This is a genomic window from bacterium (assembly GCA_030652805.1).
Classification (GTDB): Bacteria; JAHJDO01; JAHJDO01; order JAHJDO01; family JAHJDO01; genus JAHJDO01.
This window is the reverse complement of the sequence record JAUSPT010000052.1, coordinates 1-26,074: the sequence shown is the minus strand read 5'-3', so window position 1 is coordinate 26,074 and position 26,074 is coordinate 1. Positions and strand designations below refer to the sequence as shown.

Annotated in this window: 27 protein-coding genes; 26 read left to right on the top strand and 1 reads right to left on the bottom strand. The window is 42.0% G+C overall.

Going from position 1 to position 26,074, the window contains the following annotated elements; genetic code table 11:
- The first annotated feature begins 40 nt into the window (after positions 1-40).
- The 26 genes from Q7J67_05485 (at position 41) to Q7J67_05360 (ending at position 25,388) form a co-directional block, all read left to right on the top strand.
- The gene (locus tag Q7J67_05485) at positions 41-280 is read left to right on the top strand and encodes a hypothetical protein (protein ID MDO9464732.1); all 240 of its coding nucleotides are present in this window, start codon (positions 41-43) and stop codon (positions 278-280) included.
- On the top strand, positions 273-533 hold the full coding sequence (locus tag Q7J67_05480) for a type II toxin-antitoxin system mRNA interferase toxin, RelE/StbE family (GenBank protein MDO9464731.1): 261 nt from the start codon (positions 273-275) through the stop codon (positions 531-533). Before Q7J67_05485 ends, Q7J67_05480 begins: the two co-directional genes overlap by 8 nt.
- Positions 534-594: 61 nt before the next feature.
- On the top strand, positions 595-1,395 hold the full coding sequence (locus tag Q7J67_05475; protein MDO9464730.1) for a hypothetical protein: 801 nt from the start codon (positions 595-597) through the stop codon (positions 1,393-1,395).
- A gap of 3 nt (positions 1,396-1,398) precedes the next feature.
- On the top strand, positions 1,399-2,511 hold the full coding sequence (gene ftsZ / locus Q7J67_05470) for a cell division protein FtsZ (GenBank protein ID MDO9464729.1): 1,113 nt from the start codon (positions 1,399-1,401) through the stop codon (positions 2,509-2,511).
- Between the two features lie 40 nt (positions 2,512-2,551).
- Positions 2,552-3,661 carry a PilT/PilU family type 4a pilus ATPase gene (locus Q7J67_05465; protein MDO9464728.1) on the top strand — a complete coding sequence of 370 codons (1,110 nt, stop codon included), beginning with the start codon at positions 2,552-2,554 and terminating at the stop codon, positions 3,659-3,661.
- Entirely contained in the window at positions 3,633-4,253 is a 621-nt protein-coding gene (locus tag Q7J67_05460) for an L-threonylcarbamoyladenylate synthase (GenBank protein ID MDO9464727.1), read from the top strand. The genes Q7J67_05465 and Q7J67_05460 overlap by 29 nt, the downstream gene beginning before the upstream one ends.
- Positions 4,254-4,348: 95 nt before the next feature.
- On the top strand, positions 4,349-5,356 hold the full coding sequence (locus Q7J67_05455; GenBank protein ID MDO9464726.1) for a GntR family transcriptional regulator: 1,008 nt from the start codon (positions 4,349-4,351) through the stop codon (positions 5,354-5,356).
- 181 nt (positions 5,357-5,537) lie between these two features.
- Entirely contained in the window at positions 5,538-5,696 is a 159-nt protein-coding gene (locus tag Q7J67_05450) for a hypothetical protein (GenBank protein MDO9464725.1), read from the top strand.
- A gap of 75 nt (positions 5,697-5,771) precedes the next feature.
- Entirely contained in the window at positions 5,772-7,727 is a 1,956-nt protein-coding gene (locus Q7J67_05445; GenBank protein MDO9464724.1) for a glycoside hydrolase family 127 protein, read from the top strand.
- A 104-nt stretch (positions 7,728-7,831) separates the two neighbouring features.
- Positions 7,832-8,827 carry an aminotransferase class IV gene (locus Q7J67_05440; GenBank protein ID MDO9464723.1) on the top strand — a complete coding sequence of 332 codons (996 nt, stop codon included), beginning with the start codon at positions 7,832-7,834 and terminating at the stop codon, positions 8,825-8,827.
- Positions 8,828-8,846: 19 nt separating this feature from the next.
- The gene (locus Q7J67_05435) at positions 8,847-10,271 is read left to right on the top strand and encodes an aminotransferase class III-fold pyridoxal phosphate-dependent enzyme (protein ID MDO9464722.1); all 1,425 of its coding nucleotides are present in this window, start codon (positions 8,847-8,849) and stop codon (positions 10,269-10,271) included.
- A 16-nt stretch (positions 10,272-10,287) separates the two neighbouring features.
- On the top strand, positions 10,288-11,391 hold the full coding sequence (locus tag Q7J67_05430; GenBank protein MDO9464721.1) for a uroporphyrinogen decarboxylase family protein: 1,104 nt from the start codon (positions 10,288-10,290) through the stop codon (positions 11,389-11,391).
- 18 nt (positions 11,392-11,409) lie between these two features.
- Entirely contained in the window at positions 11,410-12,204 is a 795-nt protein-coding gene (locus Q7J67_05425; GenBank protein ID MDO9464720.1) for a glucose 1-dehydrogenase, read from the top strand.
- 4 nt (positions 12,205-12,208) lie between these two features.
- Positions 12,209-13,360, top strand: coding sequence for a uroporphyrinogen decarboxylase family protein (locus tag Q7J67_05420; GenBank protein ID MDO9464719.1), 1,152 nt, complete (start codon positions 12,209-12,211; stop codon positions 13,358-13,360).
- 2 nt (positions 13,361-13,362) lie between these two features.
- Positions 13,363-13,806 carry a VOC family protein gene (locus tag Q7J67_05415; GenBank protein MDO9464718.1) on the top strand — a complete coding sequence of 148 codons (444 nt, stop codon included), beginning with the start codon at positions 13,363-13,365 and terminating at the stop codon, positions 13,804-13,806.
- Positions 13,807-13,822: 16 nt separating this feature from the next.
- Positions 13,823-15,142 carry a sialidase family protein gene (locus tag Q7J67_05410; GenBank protein MDO9464717.1) on the top strand — a complete coding sequence of 440 codons (1,320 nt, stop codon included), beginning with the start codon at positions 13,823-13,825 and terminating at the stop codon, positions 15,140-15,142.
- 129 nt (positions 15,143-15,271) lie between these two features.
- On the top strand, positions 15,272-16,810 hold the full coding sequence (locus Q7J67_05405; protein ID MDO9464716.1) for a M81 family metallopeptidase: 1,539 nt from the start codon (positions 15,272-15,274) through the stop codon (positions 16,808-16,810).
- On the top strand, positions 16,807-18,102 hold the full coding sequence (locus Q7J67_05400) for a DegT/DnrJ/EryC1/StrS family aminotransferase (GenBank protein MDO9464715.1): 1,296 nt from the start codon (positions 16,807-16,809) through the stop codon (positions 18,100-18,102). The genes Q7J67_05405 and Q7J67_05400 overlap by 4 nt, the downstream gene beginning before the upstream one ends.
- Before the next feature lie 36 nt (positions 18,103-18,138).
- On the top strand, positions 18,139-18,957 hold the full coding sequence (locus Q7J67_05395) for an SDR family oxidoreductase (GenBank protein MDO9464714.1): 819 nt from the start codon (positions 18,139-18,141) through the stop codon (positions 18,955-18,957).
- Positions 18,951-19,730, top strand: coding sequence for a 3-oxoacyl-ACP reductase family protein (locus Q7J67_05390; protein ID MDO9464713.1), 780 nt, complete (start codon positions 18,951-18,953; stop codon positions 19,728-19,730). The genes Q7J67_05395 and Q7J67_05390 overlap by 7 nt, the downstream gene beginning before the upstream one ends.
- An 18-nt stretch (positions 19,731-19,748) precedes the next feature.
- The gene (locus Q7J67_05385; GenBank protein ID MDO9464712.1) at positions 19,749-20,681 is read left to right on the top strand and encodes a dihydrodipicolinate synthase family protein; all 933 of its coding nucleotides are present in this window, start codon (positions 19,749-19,751) and stop codon (positions 20,679-20,681) included.
- 1 nt (position 20,682) lies between these two features.
- Positions 20,683-21,732 carry an alcohol dehydrogenase catalytic domain-containing protein gene (locus Q7J67_05380; protein MDO9464711.1) on the top strand — a complete coding sequence of 350 codons (1,050 nt, stop codon included), beginning with the start codon at positions 20,683-20,685 and terminating at the stop codon, positions 21,730-21,732.
- On the top strand, positions 21,729-22,505 hold the full coding sequence (locus Q7J67_05375; GenBank protein ID MDO9464710.1) for an SDR family NAD(P)-dependent oxidoreductase: 777 nt from the start codon (positions 21,729-21,731) through the stop codon (positions 22,503-22,505). Before Q7J67_05380 ends, Q7J67_05375 begins: the two co-directional genes overlap by 4 nt.
- 21 nt (positions 22,506-22,526) lie before the next feature.
- Positions 22,527-23,477 carry a sugar kinase gene (locus Q7J67_05370; GenBank protein MDO9464709.1) on the top strand — a complete coding sequence of 317 codons (951 nt, stop codon included), beginning with the start codon at positions 22,527-22,529 and terminating at the stop codon, positions 23,475-23,477.
- On the top strand, positions 23,468-24,517 hold the full coding sequence (locus Q7J67_05365) for a class II fructose-bisphosphate aldolase (GenBank protein MDO9464708.1): 1,050 nt from the start codon (positions 23,468-23,470) through the stop codon (positions 24,515-24,517). The genes Q7J67_05370 and Q7J67_05365 overlap by 10 nt, the downstream gene beginning before the upstream one ends.
- A gap of 49 nt (positions 24,518-24,566) precedes the next feature.
- Positions 24,567-25,388, top strand: coding sequence for a DUF3473 domain-containing protein (locus Q7J67_05360; protein MDO9464707.1), 822 nt, complete (start codon positions 24,567-24,569; stop codon positions 25,386-25,388).
- Here the strand turns inward: Q7J67_05360 and Q7J67_05355 are convergent.
- Complete coding sequence (locus Q7J67_05355) at positions 25,377-25,967, bottom strand: FAD-linked oxidase C-terminal domain-containing protein (GenBank protein ID MDO9464706.1); 591 nt, start codon at positions 25,965-25,967, stop codon at positions 25,377-25,379. The genes Q7J67_05360 and Q7J67_05355 overlap by 12 nt on opposite strands.
- Between the last annotated feature and the right edge of the window lie 107 nt (positions 25,968-26,074).

The window sequence follows — 26,074 nt, the reverse complement described above, 5'->3', positions numbered from 1 at the left end:
AGTTATCATATGCTATCATTAGCTATTGGAGGTGAAAACCATGGAAAAAGCATTATTAGGGGCACGATTGCCTGTAAATCTAATTACAGAATTAAGAAGCTTTTGTAAACCACGCGGGATATTAATAAACCACTTTGTTGCTAAGGCAGTTATAGAAAAGCTTAAAGAAGAAAAGGAAGACGAAGAAGATATTCTTACCATAGAGGCTAGAAAGAATGAATCATCTATGAGTGAGACTGAGTGGAATGGATATCTAAAAGGTAGAGGGATAAGTGTTTAAGCTTGAGGTAAAATCAGGTGTTAAGAAAGATACTAAAAATTTCCCCAAAGAAGATCTTCAACGAATTGCAAATGATATCAGGTCTCTCAAGTTTGATCCGTTGCCACCAGGGGCAAAAAAAATAAAAAAAGGCAAAGAGATCTATTATAGAATAAGGCAAGGTAATTTTAGGATTGGCTATCGATTTAATGCGGCTAAAAGATCAGTTGAAATTATTTATATTAAACGCAGAAAAGAATCTACTTATAAATAAGATTGCTACACCTTCGGCTCGCAATGACGGAAATGGCATTTTTAGAATGAAAAGAAAAACAGTGAGAATATATTTAGGGTTAATAATTTTCCTGACGGTATTGTTCGCTTATGACGGTTATTTAGACAGTGCCATGGCAGCAGATAAATCAGCAATTATCATTGACCATACCTGCACCGACCTTTCCAAAATTCCAATGAAATGGATTGAAGCTGCCAAGGCAAAGATTAAACTTCACTATGCTCATACTTCGCATGGAGGCCAAATCTTAGTAGGAATGCAGGAAATAGCAAAGTTGGGACCTATATACAGTTTTATTAATAGACGTGGAAGCCTTCCAATTACCATAAATTCTTTAGCCATATTTGATGGACAGGAAAACGCTACCTATATTACCCCTGAAAAATACTGGGCTTCGGAAGCAGGCAGGAGGGCAACTCAAAGTGTTCTTGATCACAACAAGAGAATTAACGTATCAATGTGGTCATGGTGTTGTCAACAAGACCAAAATTCGCGGGAAACGACCCAAAAATATCTTGATGCAATGAATGCTTTTGAAAAAGCAAATCCCGGAGTAGTATTTATCTATATGACAGGCAATGCCCAGAAACATTCTCATAATCGGTATGCTCGCAATGAGCAGATCAGAAAATATTGCAGAGTGAATAAGAAGGTTTTATTTGATTTTGCCGATATTGATTGCTGGTATAATGGAAAACAACATCTGGTTAATGGTATCCCTGTAGAACATCCCCGATACAGTGGAAATGAGGCGGCGCATACTACTCGTGAAAGCTGCAGCATGAAAGGGAACGCCTTCTGGTGGATGATGGCGAGAATTGTTAGACGGAGCGGAATATAACCAATGTTTGAAATAGTTGAAGAGACGACAGCGGGTGCAAGTATCAAACTGATTGGAGTTGGTGGAGGAGGTAATAATTCTGTAGATGCAATATATAAAAAAGGCCTCTCTGGTGTAGAATGTATTAATATTAACACAGATATACAGGCTCTTAAAGCATCTATTGTTCCCCATAAAATTCAAATCGGGCTAAAGACAACAAAAGGAGTTGGAACAGGTTCTAATATAGATTTAGGACGTCGCAGCCTGAATGAAAGTAGAGCAGAAGTTGCTGAAACATTAAAAAACTCAGATATTGTATTTGTGACCTGTGGACTTGGAGGTGGAACAGGCACAGGAGCAGCACCACTAATCTGTGAAATTGCCCAGGAACTGGGGGCGCTAACAATAGCAATAGTTACAAGTCCTTTTCTATTTGAAGGAAAAAAAAGATGCTTGCAGGCTAAAGACGGATTAAGAGTAATAAAAGAAAAATCCAATGCAACAATCTCCATACCGAACCAGAAGCTTTTTGGAACAATTGACAAAGAATCATCTTTTTTAAAAGCATTTGAATTTGCAAATAATACTCTATTTGACGCTATCAGTGCAATCTCTGACCTGGTAACTGCCCCAGGAATAATAAATCTTGATATATCAGACATTCGGCAGGTAATAGCCCATGGCAAAGAGGCTACCTTAGCAGTAGGAATTGCATATGGTGAAGAGAGAACATCCTCTGTTGTAAAAAATGCTCTTTTATGTCCGCTCATGGAAGAGGTTGATGTTAAGAGTGCAAAGACAATGCTTGTTAATATAACAGGCGACGAAGATCTCAGCTTTGGAGAAGTTGAAAAAATCATTGATAATGTTCGTAAGGCGGTTACACACAGTGTCAATATAGTATTTGGAGCTATTATAGATAAAAAAGTAAATAATAAGCTGAAACTTACAATTATTGCCACTGATATCCCATCTCTAGAAAAAAAGGAAGTAAAATTCATCTCAGATGTCTCAGGAGTTCATAGAAAGGAAGCTACAATAAAGGATCGAGTTATGCGAGAAAAAGTGAATAGAGAGCTAGGAGGTGACAGCAATTTAGACATACCAACATTTTTAAGAACTAAACCAGGTTAGAATTTCATCCCCTTTCCCTCTCTTAAAAAGAGAGGGAAAGATGAGTAATACAAGGAGAAAAATGGACATAGAAAAATATCTCAAAGAACTGGTTCAAAAAAACGGTACGGATTTACATCTGAAAGCGGGCAGCTCTGCTAAAATTAGAACAAATGGAGAGTTATGTTCATATGGCGAAATACTTTCTTCAAAAGACACCAGAGAAATTGCTCTTGAGTTAATGAATGACGAACAAAAGCAAAAGTTTAATAAAGAATTTGAGATGGATATTTCATATGGAGTTTCGAATTTAGGACGCTTCAGGGTTAATATTTTCTATCAGAGAGGAACGATAGGACTAGTTTTGAGAAGGGTAAAAACACAGATAGGGTCATTTAAAGAGCTAAATTTGCCTTCTACGTTAGAGAAGATATCCTTATCAAACAGAGGTTTAGTTATCGTTTCTGGCACAACAAGTTGCGGGAAATCAACAACTGTTGCGTCTATGATAAATTATATAAACGAGAACTTGAATCGTCATATTATCACAGTTGAAGACCCTATTGAGTTTCTCCATAAAGACAAAAAAAGCATTGTGAATCAGAGAGAAGTACATATAGATACATCTTCATACGCTATCGCATTACGCCATGCCATGCGCCAGGATCCAAATGTTATCCTGATAGGCGAAATGAGAGATATCGAAAGTTTTCATATTGCTCTAGGTGCGGCAGAAACAGGACATATTGTTTTTACAACACTTCATTCAACTGACACATCAGGCGTATTTAGCAGAATACTTGATTTTTTCCCTCCGTCTCAACATCATCAGATCAGAATGCAACTTTCTCTTAATCTTAAAGCTGTCATTTGCCAGCGACTTATACCAAGAATGGACAAGGAGGGACTAACACCTGCAGTGGAAATATTGATAAATACTCCTGTGGTTTCCAGATTAATAAGGGAAAACAGACTGAATAAGATAATACCTGCCATTCAAGGCGGAAAGGAAGATGGTATGCAGACATTTAATATGTCTCTGGTTGAATTATGTAAAAATGGGGTTATAAGCAGAGAGCAGGCTATGGCCAATGCAACAAATCCTGAGGCGTTAAAAATGAATCTGGAAGGAATCTTTCTTAATGAGGATAAACAGATACTCGGCGGTTAAAGTCTTAAGAAAAGGCAGAGTTGTAATCTTTCCAACTGATACTGTTTATGGTCTTGGATGCATGTGCAGCAGCGAACAAGCCGTAGATAGGATTTATGACCTAAAAAACAGAGACCGTAGAAAACCTTTAATTTTATTTATTTCAGACTTAAAGCAAGTAGAAGATATTGCTTGTGACATCCAGCCAATAGCAAGAAAGCTTATGAACAAGTTTTGGCCCGGTCCGCTCACAATTATCTTAAGAGCAAAGGAAAATATTCCAATATCTCAAGCATGTATCTTTAAAACAGATAATTTCAATACAATAAGTTTTAGAATACCCAATCATCCAATACCGCGATTTCTAGTAAAGGAATTAGGAGTGCCTATTGCTACAACAAGTGCTAATATCTCTGGATATAACCATCAAGCAACTTCAATTAAGGTGCTAGAGAAGATATTTGAGAATAAAGCAGATTTATGTATTGACGATAATGAGATACCAACTGGAATAGAATCCACTGTTGTAGACTGTAGTGTTAGTCCACCCTCAATATTACGTGAAGGTGCCCTAGCAAGTCAGATAAAATCATGCTTAACGCGCTTTCAATAGATGTAGAAGAGTGGTTTCAAACACTTGACAGCTTTTCTAAGATATGCTACTTTTATAATCAACTTATATAGATAACTATAAATGTAAGAGAAATAATGGAGAATATAATACGTATAGATAAAGAAAATCCTCTGCCTGTATATGTCCAGATAAAACAGCAGATAAAAGCCCAAATAAAAAATAAACAATTAAACCCGTTTGATCGTATCCCCTCAATTCCTGAAATGACCAGGATGTGCAGGGTTAGTCCTATGACTATTAGGCATGCCTATACAGAGTTAGTAAACGAAGGTCTTTTGTTTCGCGAACATGGCAAAGGCACCTTCGTGGCTGATCTAAAAAAGGCAAGCCGTGGCACAGGGCATTTGATGACTAAAAGCGTGGGACTTATTGTTCCTGATATTATGAGCGATGTCTTTCCCAAAATTGTCAAAGGCGCTGAGGATGTAGCCCACAATAGGGATTATAGTGTTATTATTTGCAATACGGAGGACCGGGCAGAAAAACAGGTTGAATATCTTCAAAGAATACGAGAGCAGAAAATATCGGGTTTAATCATTACCCCTATTGCCCACGCATCAGAATCTGTAGAGCACTACCAGCAGCTACAAAGAGACGATATCCCTTTTGTGTTTATTAACAGGTTTATCCCTGAGATGAAAACAGATTATGTTATTAGTGACAATGTTATGGGTGGTTATCTGGCAGCAATTCATCTGATTGAGTTAGGACATCAAAAACTCGCCTATATATCAGATCCGAAATACATTGTTGCTGAGCAGAGATTGGAAGGATATAAAAAAGCCATGGCTGAAAGGGGGATAAGTTTTGACGAATCACTGGTCCGTTTCGCCGGTTCATGTGAGGAAAGACCAGGTTATAAATATATGAAAGAGTTTATGAAATCAAATAATCGTCCGACAGCACTTTTTGCCTTTAACGACCGTATAGCAGAGGAGGCCTACGAAGCAATAGTTGAGGCTGGCTTAAGAGTACCGGAAGATGTGGCTATAGTCGGATATGATGATTCTCTTATAGCCATATCACTGCCTGTGCCTCTGACTACTGTCGCTTATCCATCTTATGAGACCGGTAGATATTAGCGGCAGAGATACTTTTAGACAGGATAGAGAGGAAACAGTGCGGAATTCAGTAGCATGTGTTAAAACCCAGATTGGTGGTGAGAGCATCATCATGCGGAATAAAATAAATGCTGTTTTTAGCAGGATGCGTTTCAAGCCGCAAACAAAGCCAAAGAATAGATAACATGGGAAAGATGAAAAAATGATTATTCGGTCTGTTGCTTATCTGCTGGTGTTCTGGTCAAGGCAAATTATTGCCCAGATGTTTTTTAAATGGGGAAGCGATCCCAGTAAAAGACCGCGGACTGCCTTCACTGGAATGTCTCAGGAGTGGCGTTATGATTTGAAAGTACAGAGGTAAACCATGAAAGAATTAAGACTAAATCCAAAAATGTTTTATAATAAACTCTTAAGCGAAAGAAGATATTGACAAATCATGGAAATTAATAAAAGAGCACAAAGAAATACGAACCATCTGGTTAAAACCATTGGCTCCGGTCACAAGGCCACTATTTACGATACCGTCATTCCTGACACTCTAGCCCTTGCCGAACGCTGCTATCTGGCGCTGCAAGGTGTGGCAAACACCAGCGATCCAGAAGACGATAACCTGTTATGGTTCGAAATCTACTGGAACGCCAATCCACCGTATATGAAGCATTCTGGCGTTGACATCGAAATTGCTTTTAAGACATTGGACAATTTCTGCCAGTTGCGCTATGCCTCAGGCTGTGAGGACTACCGCAAAAAAGAAGAGGGGTTACTCACGTTCCTGTTGTCCTGTGTGGAAGAGGATGGTCTCTTCTGGGCACGTTATTCGGACAAGAGACCCTGGCACATGAGCGCCTACGCAAGTCACGGCAACGACAGATACAATGCCAAGCAGGTTGACATGGCTTTGCCGTCCGCTACAGGCGGGCTGATGAGCGTACTCGCAGTACGTAATCAGCTTTCGGAGGAAAATGGATGCTATAACGATATATTGCGTAAGATGGCGCGCGGAATGGAATCGGTTGCGATTAAACAGAATGACTATGCCTACTTTCCGGATTGCAGGGTTGGACACCCGTTCTGCATGCCGAGGGGTGGTTGGCTGCATACCACGGAACCGGCTGATGAACACGATTCAGGCGAGGGGTCTGTCGTCGGCTATTTCGGCTCTGTCCTTCAGGGACTGTCGAAGTGGGCTGATCAGTCCGGAGATGAGCAGGCTCTTGAATTAGCAGGACGGTTTGCACGATTTGGCATGAAGCCGAAGTTCTGGGGACACCCAGGTGACCCCCACGAGATGGCTGGTTATGAACAGGGACATGTCGATTCCCATTTTCATTGCCGCTGTATTTTCCTACGGGGACTTCTGAGATACGGCTTGGTAGCAGGTGATCGTAATGCGGTTGACTTTGTACGTTCAAGCTACGAGCACATGCGGAGTTGGGGTATCAACCGAATAGGTTGGATCCCGACATGGGTAAACCGCACTAGCCGCCTGGAAATGGAAACATGCTTTCTTGGTGACTTGGTGGCGCTGGGTATAAAAATGAGCGTTACGGGGATCGCAGATTACTGGGAGGATGTGGATCGTATTGTCCGCAATCACCTCGTCGAAGCCCAGATTACTAACATGGCGGAGCTCAAACGTATACAGGGACTTGTATACAACGATATTGGCAGCAATGAGAAGGATGACAGTGGATTGCCCGCCACCGCCAGAGCAACGCAGACGTTCCTCTCCGAAGAAGACAGGAATCGCACAGACAACCTGATTTGCACTGACAATGTGCTCAAGCGTTCAATCGGCATCTTTACATCCTATCTGCTTCCCACCAGCGCCACAAACGATCGGACTATGCAGTGCTGCACGGCCAACGGCGCCCGCGGACTATTCTATGCTTGGGAAGCCATCACTCGTATTTGTGGCGAAGACGGGCAAGTGAATCTACTACTGAACCGCGCTGCGCCATGGCTAGACGTGAAAAGCCACCTTCCTTATGAAGGCAAGGTTGTTGTTCACAATAAGAAATGCCGCCGTATTTTTATTCGTATTCCTGCCTGGGTGCGCTTGAACTGCGTTCACTTGCAGGTGAACGGCATTGACCGACACACTAGTTTCGCAGGGCAATACTGCCTGACTAATAATCTGAAGCCGGGTGACACCGTCGAGTTGGATTTCCCTATGGCGGAAGAGACTTTCAATCGTACGGCGCATGCAAAAACAAAATTTGAGACGCAATACACGATTCAGGTGCGTGGCAACACTGTAGTGGATATCTCGCCCCGTGATACAAAGCCGCAACACTATCAATTCTACCGACGCAACCATCTGAAGAAGGGAGGACACACGCCTATGAAAAAAGTTACCCACAATCTCGTCTCTGAAATCCCCCGATGGTAGCCTTATATGATCCTGCTATCTGCGAGAAAGGAAACAGGTTCAAACTGCAATGAGCCAGGTGAGACGAAAGATAAGAAAATTTAAGAAAAGAAAGGAACAACATTATGCCTGAGAAAAAACGGTTGGTATATCTTAATGGCAATTTTGTACCAGAGGCTGAGGCAAAGATCTCAATCTTTGATTCAGCTCTTATGTTTGGGGATATGGTCTTTGATATGACCAGATCTTTTAATAGAGTTCAATTTAAGTTAGGTGAGCATATTGAGCGCTTGTATGCAGGCATCAAAATACTCAGGATTCCCATAAAAATGACGCCTAAAGACATGGAAGATGCAGTTTATGCAACCATTGAAGCAAATAAGCATTCTTTCGGTCAGACAGATGAACACCGTGTGATGATAGATGTCACGCGTGGCCCTTTATCTATGTATGCGCATGTGTTTGGCGGCAAGGTTGAACCAACGGTAATTATAAGCGTGTTCCCATTTAAATGGACAATTGCTCCTTTAGCTCCTCTTTATGAGACTGGTGTGCATGCTGTTATCCCTTCACAGAGGGCAATTCCAGCAGATCTTCTGGAACCAAAGATCAAAAACAGAAGTAGAATGCACTATCTCATGGCGAATCTGGAAGTATCACTTGTTAATGATCCGAACGCATGGGCCCTGCTCCTTGACCCTGATGGATTTATTACTGAGGGAACAGGTTCTAATTTTTTTATTGTTAAAAATGGGAGACTGCTTACTCCAGAACCAAGGAACATATTACGAGGAATAAGGCGTAAGTATACAATAGAGCTTGCTCGAGAGCTTGGTATTGAGGTTATTGAATGTAATCTTAATACATATGATGCTATTACAGCAGATGAAGCCTTTTTCACTTCAACCGCTTTTACTATGATGCCATGCGTAAAGGTCAATGGATATGAGTTAGGTGATGATAAAATGGGTACTATTACAAAAAAACTCTTTAAAGCATGGGACAAAATGGTAGGTCTTAATATAATGGGACAGGCAAAGCAATACCTGGAAGAAATGGGTTCCACTGCATATAAGGGAACCACAATGTACAGGTTTGGCGTGAAAACAAAGGATAAATGATTAGACAAGGGTAATTAAAATGGCACTTTCAGTAACTGAGTTAAAAGCACAATCTGTCAAAAAGATTCAGAGTAAATGGCGCAAAATTGTAACGGATATCCCTGCTCCTGACTCACTGCCTGCAATTAAGGCATTGAGAGCAGTGGAGCCTATTTCTATGCAGGGTATGCCTCCAATCCTCTGGAAAGAGGCAGAGGGTTTTCTGGTACGCGATGGTTATGACAATCAATGGATTGATCTTACCAGCGGAATAGTTATGGCTAATGCGGGACACAACCATCCTAAAATCAGACAGGCTATCCATGAGGCTGTAGACCGCAAATTGCTTTTTAGTTATGCTTTTCCGGCAGAAGCACGAAGCAAATTGTTGCATAAATTGGTAGCTTTATCGCCTATTGCCGATTCCAAAGCGCTTCTGTTCAGTGCCGGCACAGAAGCCACTGAATGCGCTATGTCGCTTATGCGGCGTTACGGCAAAAACATATCCAGCTACAAGGTGGGTATACTCAGCTTTATGGATTCTTATCACGGCCGAACGCTGGGAGCTCAACTTGCCGCCGGCTTTCCCAATGCTGATGACTGGATTCAAAAAGAACAGGTCGGCCATTACCAGATTCCATTTCCTTTTTGTCCACGATGCCCGTGGGGAAAAGAAAAGTATGATAACTGCGGTGAGTTTTGTTTTCAAAAATGTTTAAATGATTTAAAAAAGCGAGGTATATGTCCTGATAAAATTGCAGGTATAATTGCAGAACCTCTTCCTGGCTGGGCCACATGGCCAATGCCAAAAGATTTCTGTAAAGCTCTAAAAAAATGGGCAGAAGAATACAAAATACTTCTGACCTTTGATGAAATTCAGGCAGGCTGTGGCAGGACAGGCAAGTTTTTCGCTTTTGAACATCTTGGCATAATTCCAGATTTAATAACATTGGGTAAAGGGTTAACATCGTCTTTGCCTGTTTCCGCAGTAATAGGCACTAAAGAGATAATGGATGAACCTGCTCCGGGTCAAATGTCCAGTACACACAGCGGCAACCCCGTTTGTGCAGCCGCGGCTCTGGCCTGTCTGGAGGTTATAGAAGAAGAAAAGCTGATAGACGCTTCGGCAAAAACAGGCGCTGCGGTCTTAGAACAACTGAAAAATTTGCAGAATGAATTTCCCGAGCATTTCTTTTCTATTCATGGCAAAGGTTTATTTATTTCAGCACATTTTAAAAAGATCAAAGACGGAAAGTATGTCTGTGATATAGGTCTTGCGGATGCAATTGTTTATGAAGCGGTTCGTCGTGGGGTGATGATGTTTCCCACAGGCCGGGGATTTCTGAAGATAACGCCGCCGCTATGTATAGATCTAGAGGCGGCTTTAGAGGCTGTTAATGTAATACGGGATTGTTTTATGGTATTTGTCGATGTCTGGCGCAAATATGCAGATGCAGAAAAATGAATACCGGAGAACATAAATGAACGGAAGAGAGCGGGTAAAGGGAGCCATGGGACACAGACCAATTGATAGGATACCCTTTTATTGTGATGAATTATTTGTAGATACAGAGAGCCGATGGCTTAAAGATGGACTTCCTAAAAGCCGAACTGCGCAGGAAGATTTGTTTGGTTATGATTGTACTGACTTATTTATTGACTCTTCAATGCGGTTTGAAGAAAGGTTGATAAAAGAGAATGATGAAACAATGACAGTAGCCGATAAATACGGTTTCGTAGCAACCAGAAATAAATTGATACCAGGAATTCATTATAATGAACACCCTATTAAAAATATAGATGATTGGCAACGTTATAAAGAGCGTCTCCACGTTGATTTTGGCCAGCGCAGCAGAATTCATGAAGTAAGTTATTTCAAACCGTTTGAAGTATGGCCAACATGGCGGGAAGCCACAGAGATATTTGCCCGTAAACAGGACACTGGTCGTTACATCACTGTGCGTGTATATGGACCGTGGGAAATTATATGGAGGTTGAGGGGATATGAAAATGCTTTAATGGATTTATGTTTGAACAAAGAAATGATAGAGGATATTATTGAGGTTTACACAACTTTTCTTATGGAAGTGATTAAAAAAGGTTTGGATAACGGGATTCATCCAGACGGAGTTTTCCTTTTGGATGACCTTGGCGGAAATAATGCTTTATTGTTTTCTCCTGAAGTAATCCGCGAATTGTTTTATCCGGCCTATAAGAGATTAGGTGAGTTTCTTACAATTCACAATATAGATTTTTTTCTTCACTCCTGTGGAGATATCAAGAGTATCATCCCAATGTATATAGAGATTGGCATAGATGTTCTTAATCCACTACAGGCTACCGAGATGGACATAGTTGACCTTAAAAAAGAATATGGAGACAAGCTCAGTTTTTGCGGGAACATCAATTCCCGTATAATGCACGATAAAAAAGCCATTGTCGATGAAATAACGCGTAAAATTCCGGCGGCTATGGTAAACGGCGGATATATTTTTAGTTCTGACCATTCCATCCCCACGGGAGTAAGTTTTGAGGATTATATGTTCATTCTACAAGAAGCCAGGAAATTAGGGACATATAAATAATAAAGGAGAAGAGTTGATATGGTAAATACTTTTGATGCTACAAAACTGTTTAATCTGAATGAACGGATTGCCATTGTCACCGGCGCTGCTCGAGGAAACGGACGGGCGATTGCGGAAGGACTGGCTGCTGTCGGAGTTTCAGTGGTATTGGCTGACATCCTATCTGACGAACTTAAGCGTGCTTGTCAATCAATTTGTGGACGTGGACAAAAAGCCCATGGGATAATAACTGATCTCTGTAAACCTGAGGACTTAAAAAAACTTGTCAAGCAGACAATTGACGAATTCGGCAGGATTGACATTCTGATAAACTGTGCTGCGGTAAATATTGAGGAACGATCTGAAAATTATCCTGAAGAGGCTTGGGAGAAAACGCTTGACGTGAATGTAAAAGCGGTTTTCCGATTAAGCAAACTGGTTGCCAAGCACATGATTGCTCAGAAATCAGGAAACATTATAAACATTACCAGCATCGGAGCTGTACGAGGTTTTCCCAATAATCCTGCTTATCAGGCATCCAAAGGCGCTCTGCAGCAGCTTACACGCGCCATGGCCTGTGATTGGTCAAAATACAATATTCGTGTAAATAATCTGTGTCCGGGTTATTTCAGGACTGAAATGACAAAAAGAAGCTGGTCAAACCCAAGGATTAAAGCCCAGCGAGTAAGTCACTCTTTTTTAAAACGTTGGGGTGAATCAACCGAACTTGTTGGACCGGTTATATTTCTTGCCTCAGACGCTTCCAGCTACATCAGTGGAAATGACCTATTTGTCGATGGAGGATTTGCAAAGACGGGACTTGTGGAGGATTAATTATATGTGCCCAGCAGATTTGAAGCAATTAAATGAATTATTGAAACTCATCGAAGAGCGGATTGACCTGGAGCATTGCAAGAAGGTTGATGCGCGTTATCGTGCGGCTCTTTCTTATGAGGCAATAGAGCGACCGCCACTGGTTATTCAGTCAGAACTTGGTAAAAACTGGAAACTGCCTGCACCCTGGGACAAGTTTAAACAATATCCCTATTGTCTGACATTTAATGATCCGGTTGCTATGATGCAGAACCAGCTTTTGGACCGGGTTGTGCCTGGTCTGATACTGAAAGATGATAATCCTTTGGCTATCCGGAACGATCACGGCACAATTCAGATTGCTAGTCTTTTAGGTGGACAGTGGCATATGCATGAAGATAATTATCCATGGGTTGGCTCATTAGGCTCTATAGAGACTGTCAAAAAACTGGTTGAAGAGGATAATGAGGTTGACCTACAGGGTGGGGTTATGCCGCAGTCTATAAAAACTCTTAAATTTTACACTGAGCAATTTTCAAAGTATACGCTATGCAAACAGGCTGTTCAGATATCACTGCCTGATTTGCAGGGTCCGATTGATACTGCTGATATTCTCTGGGGCTCGGAGATTTTTGCCGAGCTTCTGGCAAATCCGAAACTGGTAACTGCGTTTATGAACAAGATAGCGAATACAATGATAACTGTAGCGGAATACTACCGTCGATTTGCATATGACAGGCTTGAGCCGTTTGCCAATACCCAGCACGGCTATAATATTCCGGGCAGACTGCTTATCCGCAATGATTCATCAATTATGGTTTCACCTGACACTTATCGTGAGATGATTTTGCCGCATGATGCTAGGCTTCTCAAGGAAATTGGCACTGGCTCAATTCATTTTTGCGGCAATGGTCAACATCTGATTGAACCAATGCTTGAAATTCCCGACCTTTGTGGTATTGACCTTGGCCAGTCGGAGATGATGGATATAAAGAAAATTTATGGAAGGTGCACCGAAAAGAATGTGGCTATAACCAATCTAAAGCCTTCAAGGGAGGATCTTATCAGCGGTAAGGCGATACGTGATTATCCGACTGGTGTGGTATTTCTGTATCACACAGAGAATATTGATGACGCCATTGAAGTCGTCGACAGATATAATGAAAGAGGGAAATAGGCATGAACACAATAAAAAATATTCGGCATACTGGAATAGTGGTTTCTGACATGGAAAGGTCATTGAAGTTTTATCGCAACATTATGGGGCTGAAGCAGGTGATAGATTTTACCGAAGAAGGTAATTTTATAGATACTATCAGCAACCTGAAAGGTGTGCGTTTGAGAATGGTCAAACTTGTTGCTGAAGACGGCGGCATGATTGAACTACTACATTACGCTTCACACCCTAAGTCCAAGCGTGGTGAGAATAAACTCTGTGAACTTGGACCTACGCATGTTGCTTTTACTGTTAGGGATGTTGAGAAAGTTTATGCGGACTGGTCTGTAAAAGGGATAAGATGTAACTCCAAGCCTATTGTTTCGCCTGACGGTAAAGCAAAATTGTTTTTCTGTCAGGACCCGGACGGTACCTTTTTGGAGATCGTCCAGATGTTAAAAAACTAAAAAATGGAGGGAGAAAATGATAAAATTAATTGTTTCTCGTGATGACCACATTTACGAATGTTTTCCGGACATTGCGATGACACCGGATGGAACGCTCGTTTGCATCTACAGGGAGTCTATGCAGCATGCTCCCTTTCCGTTCTCTCGTATTGCCGTCCGTCGCAGTCTTGACGGCGGGCGAACATGGTTGCCAAAACAGATTATTGACGAGTGTGTATCTCCTGAGAAACATATTGACAAGAACCGTTCGTGGCTGTCTGATGATGAAATCAGTGGCTATGAGGAGAGCAAGGCTCGTATTACTGAATCATGGAAAAACGGTGCTTCTATCAACTGCATGCGACTTCTTTGCCTGAGCGACGGTCAGCTGATTATGATAGCTGACTATGCGGTGCACTACGCAACTGGCAACCGTGACTATAAGTGGATCAATCTGATTTACCGGAGCTTTAATTCCGGCGTAACCTGGGTTGGTCCGGAAGACCCCGGCATTTCCAATGCTCTTGTACCCTCATTGAATGAGTTACGTGATGGTCGGCTTATGCTAGGTCTTGCGCGATCTGAGCAAGATAAAAAGGGAGCTTCGAAAGAGATACAACTTGTTTTTTTCTCTGATGACAAGGGTAAGAGCTGGTCGGATCCTGTAGAGATACCCTCCGAATCAGGCCAGAATTTCTCCGAAGGCAGTTTTGTCGAACTTGATGACGGAACAATCTTAGGTATTCTTCGCGACGATAACCTGGGACGAGCCTACAAGACATTGTCATACGACGGCGGGCAGACATGGAAAGGTCCGTTCCCAACACAACTCATTGGCCTTGAAGGTCGTCCCAAGACAGGATTACTTCGTTCAGGGGAAATCTGTATTACCTATCGTATGGGGGTCCCTAATGAGATGCTGGCGCTTCATCTAATGACCCAGGAAGCGGCAAAACATGAGGGTGCGTCTCCGAGGGTCAAGCGACAGCCAATTCCTGAGGATTGGATAGACGTCAATGATTCTTCACGTCCATCATATATGACTTCCTATTATCCCGGTATTACTTATGTCATAGACATCGACCGTAGCGTGCACAGGGACGGCGGCTATTCTGGCTGGGTCCAGCTGGATTCCGGAGATATCTACGTGGTTGACTACATCAATGATGATGCTCCCCTGGCGCATATCAGAGGTTATATTGTAACCCGTTCTGATTGTATCCTTTTTCCGGAAGGAGATTTGCCATGGTTACACCCGTCAGGACAGCCATTTGTGAAGATGACTTTTGGTATGGCAGAACGACAGTTTAAAGCAAATCAGATAAAAGGAGGAGGCAATAAAATTGAATCCTCCTGAGATATTCAGTCACCTACCTGCTAATCGTTGCGGAAAGACCGACTGCAAATATATGAATGAGATATTTAGTTAAACTATTTCTAATTGTGAAAGCCTGAAAATGGCATATACTTAAAAGAGGAAACAAACATGCCTGTTTTTCGAATCGGTATCGGTAAATTTTGGCACGAATCTAACACCTTTTGTCCTGCGAAAACACCGCTAAGTGATTTTTCCTCCTGCAACGGAATACGTATCGGCAATGACATTTTGGAATCGGAAAGTCGCGATGAAATGGCGGGCGCTGTGGATGTTTTTCGTCGGAACGGCCAGGTTGACATTGTTCCCCTGCTTAGTGCGGAAGCGCTGCCTGCAGGGTATATTACAGACCACGCTGTTAGTTATCTGGAGGATATTCTGCGTGGACAGTTGCGAAAGGCGGGGCAGCTTGACGGTATCTGTTTTGCGTTACACGGAGCCATGTGTGCTGAATCGGCTGTGGATCTTGATGGCTATTTCCTGCAGGTCCTCCGCGAGGAATTGGGATCAGACATTCCCATTGTGTGTCCCCTGGATTGCCACGCTGTGGTGACGCAACAGATGGTTGATCTTACCACGGCCCTTGTAGCGTACCGCACCCACCCACACAAAGATGTTGTCGAAACTGGTATGCTGGCAGCCAGCATCCTTTTGGATGTATTGGCAGGCAAGACAAGGCCTGTGATGCACTGTCAGAAAATACCGATGATCTTTCCCACGCCTAATGATGGCACCGACTCAGGTCCACTTAAAGAGCTGTTTGATAAATTAATCGACTTGGATCATGTTGATGGTGTGATTGCTTGTTCACTGTGTCCGGCTTTTGCGTGGCAGGATGTCCCTGAACAGGGCTGGGCAGCACTGGCTGTCACAGACAATAACAAAGAGCTTGGCTGCAGGCTTGCGCGGGAGCTTGCCGAGATGTGCTGGGAAGCCCGCCACATGTTTATGCCTGAGCCGATGCTATCGCCTGAGTCTGCTGTTCGCCAAGCTGCCGCTGCTCCCGGATGCCCTATAGTTATCACCGATTCGGCTGATAACGTTGGCGGGGGAGCTGGTGGAGACAACACGGTAATGCTGGAAGCTCTGTTGAAATTGCGCGGCGAGACAGAAGGTTTGATACTCCATCATATCCCGGATGCAGAAACTGTCTCGATCTTGAAGGTATCAAAGGTCGGAGACACTGTCACTGTAAGGGTCGGCGGTAAGCGCGATTCCCGCTTCTGTAAGCCTGTATCTGTAACGGGAGAAATCCTCTGTGTTACGGAAGGTTTCATTAGCAATGACGGCAAGTTTACCCCCAAGCCGCTAGTCGAGGTTGGGGCGATAGTCTGTCTTGGCATAGACAATGTCAGATTAGTAATAACCGAGCGTCTCATCATGGGGCCGCAGCCATCGCTTTTCAGAAAAGTCGGTCTCGAGCCGTTTGATGCAAAGATTGTGGCGTTAAAAACGGGCATCGGCTACAAGGTAACCTACGCCCATGCTGCAAAAAATGTTTTTGCGGCTGATTGTCCCGGAGCCTTGTCGTACAATCTCCGTAATTATGAATTCAAGCGTGTGCTGCGCCCGATTTTTCCGATTGACCCATATTTTAAGTGGGAGCCGGGCATGCAAAAAGAGTTAAATCTGAAAGGAGAAAAGCAATGATCAATCCTCTTGTAACAATGGACCCTAAAAAATTAGATCCTGCTGAGATATTCAGTCACTTGCCTGCTAATCGTTGCGGAGACTCTGATCGCAAATATATGAATGAAGTGTTTGAGGACGGATTTGGCAATAAGGAGTCGGCAAATATGATTGCCCGTTTTGAAACAGCTTTTGCCGAGAAGTTCGGGAGCAAATTCGCTATTTCACACAACTCGGGATCAGGAACAATGTTATCTTGTTTGATTGCCGCAGGTATTGGACCTGGTGACGAAGTCATTGTACCTACATCTACCATGGCTGCCACAGCCTTTGTTGTAGTTCAATGCGGAGCAGTGCCTGTTTTTGCTGACAGTGATCCGAATACGTTTACCATTGACTCTGTTGATATTGAACGTAAAATCACAGAGTTTACTAAGGCGATTATCCCCGTTAGTTTATTCGGTCTGCCACCTGATTTCGATGCTATCTTGACTCTTGCTAAGAAAAATAATCTTACGATTATAGAGGATGATGCACAGTGTTTTCTCTCTTTGTATAATGGCAAACTTGTGGGAACAATTGGCCATGCGGCGAGTTTTAGTTTCCAGGGTTCGAAGCATATGACTAGTGGTGGTGATGGTGGTATGGTAATTACAAATGATGAGGTTTATGCTCGTAATATCAGAAAAATCGCAGTGCAAGGGTATCGCACTCTTGATGCCAAGCCTGGTTCCACTATGATTCCGCGGGATATTCGCCAAGATTGGTCATTCGAGCGACATGAGCGGATGGGGTATAATTTTCGTATGTCTGCGCCGCAGGCAGCACTGGGACTAGCACAGCTCGAACGTTTAGACTGGTTGGTAGCTGCACGCAGATATATTGCCCATCAATATGAGACCGTTATCCGCCAAGAGAAGTGTGAATGGCTTATTCCGCCGGTCGTTCCTGAAGAATACACCCATTCCTACTGGTGTTATCCGTGTAAACTTGACGAAAAGAAACTTGATGTAGATTGGCGTCGGTTTCGGAAGGTATTTATTGAACATGGTGGCGACGGTCTATACGGACTTTGGATGCCTGTTCACCTTGAGCCCGCTTTTCAGAACATGGCCTTTTTTGGTTCAAAGGATCGTTCCCCAAACTTTGACCCGCGTTATAAGGGTAAAGTCAAAAGCTATAAAGAGGTCGATTGTCCGAACGTTGAAAAATATCGCAAGTACATGTGTCTGTTTAAAACAGGCATGCAGACACTTAGTAAAGTCAATGCACAGGTTAATGCACTGGCGGATACGATCCGCTATTTTGCTTGAGGTACGTGTACTTTAGTTTTACAAGGAGGTTGCATTATGAATAAGTTAGGACCGACAGTTCAAGAGTTATTTGATATGAGGGGCATGGTGGCTGTTGTTACAGGCGCTGCACACAATCTTGGTTTTGATATGGCATTGGCGCTTGCCGAAGCTGGAGCTGATGTAGTTATTACTAGCCGTAAGTTATCCAGCGCCAAGGTTTCAGCCCATAAAATATCTGAACTTACGAAACGTACTGTTTTGCCACTAAAATTGGATGTGAGACATGAGACCAAGGTTGAGACTATGGTTGATGCTGTGATGGAGAGATTCGGTAAAATTGACATCCTGGTTAATAATGCCGGCAACGTTTATAGTACTCCGGATACAGTACCCTTTGAAAAGCGTCAACTCAAACTCTGGCAAGAGGTTATCAGCATTAACCTTACTGGGGTTTTTCTTTGCAGTAAACACGTGGTTGCCAAGTCCATGAAGCCTAAAAAGACCGGCGTCATCATCAACATTGGGTCGACTGTCGGTATTATAGGCAAGGATAGACGGGTTTATCAAGACACTGATATGGGGGGCGCAACTCTTGACTATCACGCTGCCAAAGGAGGTGTCATTAGCATGACCCGTGATATGGCTGTGTACCTTGCCCCTTTTGGTATCCGTGTTAATTGTATCAGTCCATGCGGTTTTTTCAGGAATCAACCGGATGCTTTTGTAAAGGCCTATAGTAAAACTATTCCCATGGGACGTATGGGAAAAGATGGTAAAGAAATGAAAGGTGCAGTGGTTTTTCTTGCATCAGAAGCATCGTCGTATTGCACTGGACATAATTTGGTAATTGATGGAGGCTTAACAGTATGGTAAAAAATATGATCTCTATTGATCTCAAAGAAAAAGTAGTGCTTATTACCGGTGGCGCAAAAGGAATTGGTCAGGCTATTTCAAAGGGTTTTGCAGCTAGTGGCGCCTCTGTGGCGGTAAATTATCTGACTAGTGAAAAAAATGCTAAAGAACTGGTTGAGCAGTTTCAAGCTAATGGTATCCAAGCTGTTGCTATTAAGGCTGATATTACTGTGCCAGAGGATGTTGAGCACATGTTTGATCAGATAGAAAAACAGCTAGGAAGCACAGTTGATATTCTGATTAACAATGCTGGAACTCAGATAGCGCTTAGTAGTGTAGAGCAGATGCCTATGGATATTTGGAATAAGTCTCTGGCTCTCAATCTGACTAGCACAATGATATGCTCCAAATATGCTATACCAGGCATGAAAGAAAAAGGCTGGGGCAGGATTATTAACGTTTCGTCAATCTCTGCCCGGTCTGGCGGCGGACCTGGGGGCACATCGTATGCCAGTGCTAAGGGAGGCATGAGCACCTTTACCAAAGGATTGGCAAAGGAACTTGGTCTTTATGGCATTACAGTTAATGCTATTGCACCGGGGGTGATTCTTACGGATATACATAAAAAATTCTCAACACCTGAAGATCTTGAAAAGCTGAAATCTCAGACAGCTCTGGGCAGACTCGGTCAACCAGAGGATATAGCAGGCTCGGTTCTGTTTTTGGCCTCTGATTCAGCTTCTTATATAACCGGAGAGACTATTTCAATAAATGGCGGATTGAGAATGGATTAAGAATAAGGAGGAGAAGCGATGAAAGACTTTGGTGTGTTAGTACCAGTTGTAACTCCGTGTTCAAAAACAGGAGAAGTTGACCTTGATGGACTGAAAGCTGTATGCACTTATGTTCTGGAATCTGGATGCAAAGGCATTTTTGTTGCAGGAAGTACTGGCCGTGGTCCGTGGTTTGACCTGAAGACTAAAACCAAAATCTGCAAAACTGTTAAGCAGTACATTGACGAACATGTTCCACTCTTTGCAGGCTGTATGGCGTCAGGTCTGTCTGAAATGCTTGAGAACACACGGTCAATGGCAGATGCTGGAGCACAAGTTGCTGTTCTGACTGCACCAGGTTATTTCAATTATAACCACAAAGAAATTGAGTCTATCTTTTTACAGTTTGCAGATACCAGCCCGCTTCCAGTTGTAATCTATGATATACCTGTATTTGCTGGAATAAAGCTGGATGTGCAAATGGTATCACGCCTTTCCAAACATGAAAATGTCATTGGGTTTAAGGATTCCAGCGCTGATATGGAACGGTTTAAAACCCTGCTTAAGCTTCTGGAAAACGCGCATGATTTCTATCTTCTTCAGGGCAAAGAAAATCTTGTAGCTGATTCCTTGATTGCCGGGGCGTCAGGTGTTGTTGCAAGTCTTATTCATATTGATCCTATTCCTTTTGTTGAACTCTATCGCTCTGTAAGGAAAAAGCAATATGATCTTGCTCGCAGCATACAGGGGAAAATAACTGAATTAATAAATCTGATGAACTCTTGTTTTGCGCGCAGGCCGGAAGTATCCACGCTTTTTCAATTTATCAATACTGCGCTTAGACATCGGGGGATATGTGAAAATATTCTGCTTGAACACGAGGGAGAGTGTCTCGATTGGATTAAAGACAACGCATTGAAGGCGATAGAGATTTGCGCAGAAGCAAGAGAACTCGTTGAAAGGAAGAGATAATATGAAAGCAGCTGTTTATTATGGACCAGGTGATATCCGTGTTGAGCAGAGACCTGATCCAGAGCCAACGAATAAAAACATGATTGTCAAGGTGCATTGCTGCGCAATCTGTGGTACTGATCTGAAACTGGCAACTGTGGGAAATCCTCGTTGTCATCCTCCAAGAATAATCGGGCATGAAATGGTAGGCAGTATTGTGCATGTGGGGAAAGATGTTGAGAGATTTTCTGTTAAGGAGCGCATTACACTTGCTACAACAATTGCATGTGGAACCTGTCAAATTTGCGCTCTTGGTCTGAGCAATATGTGTCCTAATGCCATGCCTATCAGTTATGATTTTGACGGCGCTTTTGCTGAATATATAACAATTCCTCCACAGGCACTTTCAGACGGTAATGTGATTAAAGTTCCAGACTCAGTTCCGGACGAGACTGCTTCATTGAGTGAACCTCTCAGTTGCGCAATCAACGCCCAGGAACTCGCTGGATTAAAGGCAGATAATTCCGTTCTTATTATTGGCGGCGGGCCGTTAGGTGCTATTCATGCTGAACTTGCTAAAGCAAGAGGAGCAAAGAATGTTATGATCGTACAGCGTTCTGAACCAAGGTTGTCAATGCTGCGCAGGTTAAGAGATGTTACTGTAATTGATGGCACTAATGAAAATACTTCTGATGTGGTGAAAAAAGCTACAAGTGAACTCGGAGCAGATGTTGTAATAGTTTGTGCACCCAGCCGGGAAGCACAGGAATCGTCTCTACAGTATGCTCGCAAAGGTGGTGCTGTCAGTCTTTTTGCAAGCCTTCCAAAAGGTGCATCTGATACAACTTTTGACAGCCGTATAATTCACTATAATGAACTCCGCATTATTGGAGCATCTGATTCTCGGCCGGAACATGTTCGTAAAGCAGTGAGTCTGATGGCTGAAAAGAAAATTAGCACACAAGCAATTATAACACATCACGTATCTCTTGATGAAATACATGAAGGGATTGAACTTATGAAAAACAAAGAATCTCTTAAAGTTCTAGTATATCCATGGAGTAAAAAATGAAGCTTAAAGATAGAGTCGCTGTTGTAACAGGTGGGAGCAGTGGCATTGGTGCTCAGATATGTCGGGAATTTGCCAAACAAGGCGCCTGTGTAGCGGTTACAGATCTGCAATTTGACAGCGCAAAAAAAATTGCTAATGAGATTTGTAGTTCAAAAGGAAAAGCAAAAGCATGGGCATTTGATGTTTCTTTGCAGGAACAGGTTATGACCACAGCAGATAAAATTGAAAAAGAATTTGGGAATATCGGGATATGGATAAATAATGCCGGCATTTCCTATGTCATGCCTTTTTTAGAATGCACAGAGGAAATTTGGGATAAAACCATGCAGGTTAATCTCAAAGGTACATTTAATGGATGTCAAGTGGCAATCCAGCACATGTTGGCTAACAAGCAGGGAGTTATACTGAATATGTCGTCTCAGTCCGGCAAAGTAGGTAATAGTCAGTATGAAGCCTATTGTGCCAGTAAATTTGGCATTATTGGTCTTACTCAATCTCTGGCAGTTGAATTCGCTTCGACAGGCATTAGGATCAATGCTCTTTGTCCAGGCGTTGTGTTCACGCCATTGTGGGATAGCATGATTAATGATTATGCAAAAAAACGCAATATGAAGCCCGAACAGGTTAAGCCATATCTTGAGAGTAAAATTCCAATTGGAAGATTATGTTCAGTGGAGGATGTTGCCAAAACTGCTGTGTTTCTTGCCAGTGATGACGCAGCATATATTACAGGACAGGCCATAAATATATCTGGTGGCGCAGTAATGTATTAACGGAGGAATAAAACAAAAAATTTGAAAAACAAGAAATATGATCTTGCTTGTTTAGGCATCCTGGTACTTGATGTTTTTGGAAAACCCATAGAAAGGTTTCCGAAAAAGGGTACTTCCGGATATTTCGATACCATGGAGATACACCCTGGTGGCTGTGCATATAATACAGGGGTAGATGGAGCCAGGCTAGGTATGCGAGTCAGTGTTCTTGGCAAAGTTGGAAAAGATTCATTTGGAGATATCATGGTGCAGTCTCTCCGGAAAGAAGGAGTGAATACTTCAGGAGTGTGTTGCTCGGATGAAACCAATACAGCCTTTTCCTTTGTCATGATACCAGAAGATGGCCAGCGACGTCTTTTTCATACCTTTGGAGTTAATCGTACTTATTCCAATACTGAGGTATCCAGAGATATTATAAAGTGTTCACGAGTATTTCATATAGCTGGCGCCTCACTTCTTCCTGCTTTAGACGGCAAGCCAACAGTTGAACTTTTACGTTTTGCGCAACAGAATAAGATTCTAACAAGTCTTGATCCTGTTGTACGCGAAGATATTGCTGATTTGATACTCCCATGTCTGCCGCATCTTGACATCTTTCTCCCAAACAATGATGAGTCTGTGCATATAACAGGACTTAGAAGTCCTGAAGATCAGTTGCGCTTCTACCTTGACGCCGGTGCAAAAGTAGTAGGCATTAAGCTCGGGCAAGACGGCGTGTTAGTTGGAAATGGAAGAGATACACTACGTTTGCCTGCATTCAAAGTTTCAGTAGTAGATACATGTGGTGCAGGAGATGCTTTTGTTGCAGGATTTCTTTATGGAACCTTGCAAGAATGGAACCTTGAGAAAACAGCATTGTTTGCCAATGCAACAGCAGCATTTTGTGTGCAGGCCATTGGTGCAACCACTGCCATACCAACCGATGAACAAGTTTTAACATTTATTAATGAAAGGAGACATAAATGCCTTTGATCACTGATTATACACATGTTAAGGAAATCTATATGGAGACCTCTGAGCAAGGAATTGCTTTGCCAACATTCTGTGCCGAAGACAGGGAAACGCTTGAGGCAATTCTTGCTTCTGCGCTGGAGATGGGGAAAGTTACTGGAGTTCAAGATATTCCAATTATTCCTGCATGGACATGTAGATATCCCCCAAGAGGTCAAATGAAACTACTTACTGTTTGTGGAGACCCTATTCTTGGAATGAATCTCATGTTATCTGATTTAAAAGCTTTTATGGGACAAACTAGTCCTTATCGAAAGCTTCGGGTTCTACCCCATCTTGATCATGCGTTTCCGTGGCTGGATGGCGATATTCTGGAAAAGTATGTTGATTGTTTTGCTTCTGTTATGTGTGATGCTAGTGAAAAACCTTTTGAAGAAAATATCAGATTGACTGCTCAATATGTTGAAAAAGTTAAAGATAAAGTGGTTGTTGAAGGGGCAGTTGATGAAATCTTTGAAGCAGGTAGCAATAAACAAAAAAATGAAGCAACTACTGTTGAGCAATCCGAAAGGTTTTTGGCCCAAACTGGCGTTGATATAATTGTGCCTAATGTTGGAACAGAACACCGCGCCACTGTGAACAGTGTAAAATATTGTGGTAATCGTGCCAGAGAGATCAGTAAAGCTGTTGGCAAAATCCTCTGCTTACACGGTACTTCCTCTCTCAAACCAGAGGATATTAACTACCTTCCTGATGATGGATTTATAAAGGTCAATATCTATACTTCTCTTGCTGTTCATGGCGGACAAGCAGTAGCATATAATGTGCTGAATAATCTGGGAAATATATTCAGTGAAAACCAGTTAAAAGACCTGATTAATCAAAAGGTGCTCGGAGGAAATGTTCCTCATACTGATTCTGGAGAAACCTGTTCTCCCATTAAACAACCTAAACTTAAATATGTTGCAAACCCTCCTCGCCGCGATGCATGGTTTTCTGCTGTCCGCGACCAGTGCTGCTATTTTCTGGAACATCTTAACTACAGACAATTCCAAAAGTAGTAGCTTATTTCTTTGACACAGCTTATTATGCTGAGGGATTTAAAAGATCATGCTTAACGCGCTTTCAATAGATGTAGAAGAGTGGTTTCATATCTGCGATATTCCTGAAGCCGAAAATCCAGCAAATTGGAAACACTTTGAAAGTACTATTAGCCAAAACGTAAATACAATTCTGGCTATTTTAAATGAATGTAATGCAAAGGCTACATTCTTTGTTTTGGGATATATTGCAGAGATAAACCCTGAACTTATAACAAAGATCCATAAATATGGCCATGAGATATCCATTCATGGCTATTATCACAAACAGGTATATAAACAAAATAAAGAGGAATTTAGAGAGGATTTGATTAGATCAAAACAAATAGTAGAAGATATTATTGGAGAAAATATTATTGGGTACAGAGCACCAGAGTGGTCAATTAGAGAGGATTCTTTTTGGGCAATTGATATTCTCTGCGAACAGGGACTTAAATATGATTCCAGCATAAATCCTGTAAGAATCATTGGCAAGCCGGATGAGAATCCGTATCCTCATTTAATCAAAAATAAGAAAGGGGAAATTATTGAATTTCCACCTACTATGCTGCCAACATTCATGGGAAACATACCAATTGGAGGGGGATGGGGATTAAGATTAATGCCTTATATGGATATTAAAAATAGAATAAAGCAATTAAACAAAAAGAATATTCCTGCACTCATATATGTTCATCCATGGGAGATTGACCTCGAACATCCAAAGCTGGAAAAGATCCCATTTCTTAAAAATTTTGTGTGCTATGCAGATATTGGTAATGTTAAAGAGCGACTGAAAAGACTAATTGGCGAGTTCAAATTTGGGTCAATAAGAGAAGTTTTAAAGATATAATTCCTTCGAAAAGATATTATCTAACCCTAAAATACAATGCGGATCAAATACTTTCTTTACTCTTGCCATTTCCAAGATTCCTTTTCTACCATACATTACTTCCAAATATTTATGTTTTATCTTTCCTATGCCGTGTTCCGCAGACACTGTCCCTCCCATTTTCACTGCTTTATGGACAGCTTCGTTGCATATATCATTAACTATCGTTTTTTCTTTCTCATTCTTTGGAAAAAAATTAAGATGCAGATGGTTTTCTCCAATATGTCCATAGAGAACAAATTGAATCTTCCCATTATTCAAAGCATGTTTGTAAAAACAGAAAAGCTCCCCAAATGATTCATCAGGCACAGCAATATCAAGAGCAATCTTATGTGATTTAATCTCTTTGAAGTAATCTCTCACTTTCTCCGGAAGCTTGTGCCGAAAATCTATAAGCTCTTGATATCTCTTTTTATCATGGCTTATCCATGTATCAATAACTTCATATTTATCCAAAAGATTTAACCATACATCCAGAGTATTCTCCCCTTCTTCCTCCTCTATATGGGGTAATGCTAGAGAAAGCCAAATTTTGGCCATGGGGCTGTTTTCATACAAAAAAGTACTGAATATCGCACAGAGTAGGAACTTAATCTAGCCTCATACAGGAAAATCCTTAATAACCGCATTGTACTCCTTTTGGGCGT

What these genes read in the sequence shown, in the direction of transcription:
- Q7J67_05410 (MDO9464717.1), top strand. Translation starts at nt 13,823, where the DNA reads ATGATAAAATTAATTGTTTCTCGTGATGACCACATTTACGAATGTTTT.
- Q7J67_05415 (MDO9464718.1), top strand. Translation starts at nt 13,363, where the DNA reads ATGAACACAATAAAAAATATTCGGCATACTGGAATAGTGGTTTCTGAC.
- Q7J67_05465 (MDO9464728.1), top strand. Translation starts at nt 2,552, where the DNA reads ATGAGTAATACAAGGAGAAAAATGGACATAGAAAAATATCTCAAAGAA.
- Q7J67_05435 (MDO9464722.1), top strand. Translation starts at nt 8,847, where the DNA reads ATGGCACTTTCAGTAACTGAGTTAAAAGCACAATCTGTCAAAAAGATT.
- Q7J67_05400 (MDO9464715.1), top strand. Translation starts at nt 16,807, where the DNA reads ATGATCAATCCTCTTGTAACAATGGACCCTAAAAAATTAGATCCTGCT.
- Q7J67_05430 (MDO9464721.1), top strand. Translation starts at nt 10,288, where the DNA reads ATGAACGGAAGAGAGCGGGTAAAGGGAGCCATGGGACACAGACCAATT.
- Q7J67_05445 (MDO9464724.1), top strand. Translation starts at nt 5,772, where the DNA reads ATGGAAATTAATAAAAGAGCACAAAGAAATACGAACCATCTGGTTAAA.
- Q7J67_05485 (MDO9464732.1), top strand. Translation starts at nt 41, where the DNA reads ATGGAAAAAGCATTATTAGGGGCACGATTGCCTGTAAATCTAATTACA.
- Q7J67_05395 (MDO9464714.1), top strand. Translation starts at nt 18,139, where the DNA reads ATGAATAAGTTAGGACCGACAGTTCAAGAGTTATTTGATATGAGGGGC.
- Q7J67_05380 (MDO9464711.1), top strand. Translation starts at nt 20,683, where the DNA reads ATGAAAGCAGCTGTTTATTATGGACCAGGTGATATCCGTGTTGAGCAG.
- Q7J67_05425 (MDO9464720.1), top strand. Translation starts at nt 11,410, where the DNA reads ATGGTAAATACTTTTGATGCTACAAAACTGTTTAATCTGAATGAACGG.
- Q7J67_05420 (MDO9464719.1), top strand. Translation starts at nt 12,209, where the DNA reads ATGTGCCCAGCAGATTTGAAGCAATTAAATGAATTATTGAAACTCATC.
- Q7J67_05385 (MDO9464712.1), top strand. Translation starts at nt 19,749, where the DNA reads ATGAAAGACTTTGGTGTGTTAGTACCAGTTGTAACTCCGTGTTCAAAA.
- Q7J67_05365 (MDO9464708.1), top strand. Translation starts at nt 23,468, where the DNA reads ATGCCTTTGATCACTGATTATACACATGTTAAGGAAATCTATATGGAG.
- Q7J67_05375 (MDO9464710.1), top strand. Translation starts at nt 21,729, where the DNA reads ATGAAGCTTAAAGATAGAGTCGCTGTTGTAACAGGTGGGAGCAGTGGC.
- ftsZ (MDO9464729.1), top strand. Translation starts at nt 1,399, where the DNA reads ATGTTTGAAATAGTTGAAGAGACGACAGCGGGTGCAAGTATCAAACTG.
- Q7J67_05450 (MDO9464725.1), top strand. Translation starts at nt 5,538, where the DNA reads ATGATTATTCGGTCTGTTGCTTATCTGCTGGTGTTCTGGTCAAGGCAA.
- Q7J67_05405 (MDO9464716.1), top strand. Translation starts at nt 15,272, where the DNA reads ATGCCTGTTTTTCGAATCGGTATCGGTAAATTTTGGCACGAATCTAAC.
- Q7J67_05460 (MDO9464727.1), top strand. Translation starts at nt 3,633, where the DNA reads ATGAGGATAAACAGATACTCGGCGGTTAAAGTCTTAAGAAAAGGCAGA.
- Q7J67_05390 (MDO9464713.1), top strand. Translation starts at nt 18,951, where the DNA reads ATGGTAAAAAATATGATCTCTATTGATCTCAAAGAAAAAGTAGTGCTT.
- Q7J67_05455 (MDO9464726.1), top strand. Translation starts at nt 4,349, where the DNA reads ATGGAGAATATAATACGTATAGATAAAGAAAATCCTCTGCCTGTATAT.
- Q7J67_05360 (MDO9464707.1), top strand. Translation starts at nt 24,567, where the DNA reads ATGCTTAACGCGCTTTCAATAGATGTAGAAGAGTGGTTTCATATCTGC.
- Q7J67_05355 (MDO9464706.1), bottom strand. Translation starts at nt 25,967, where the DNA reads ATGGCCAAAATTTGGCTTTCTCTAGCATTACCCCATATAGAGGAGGAA.
- Q7J67_05440 (MDO9464723.1), top strand. Translation starts at nt 7,832, where the DNA reads ATGCCTGAGAAAAAACGGTTGGTATATCTTAATGGCAATTTTGTACCA.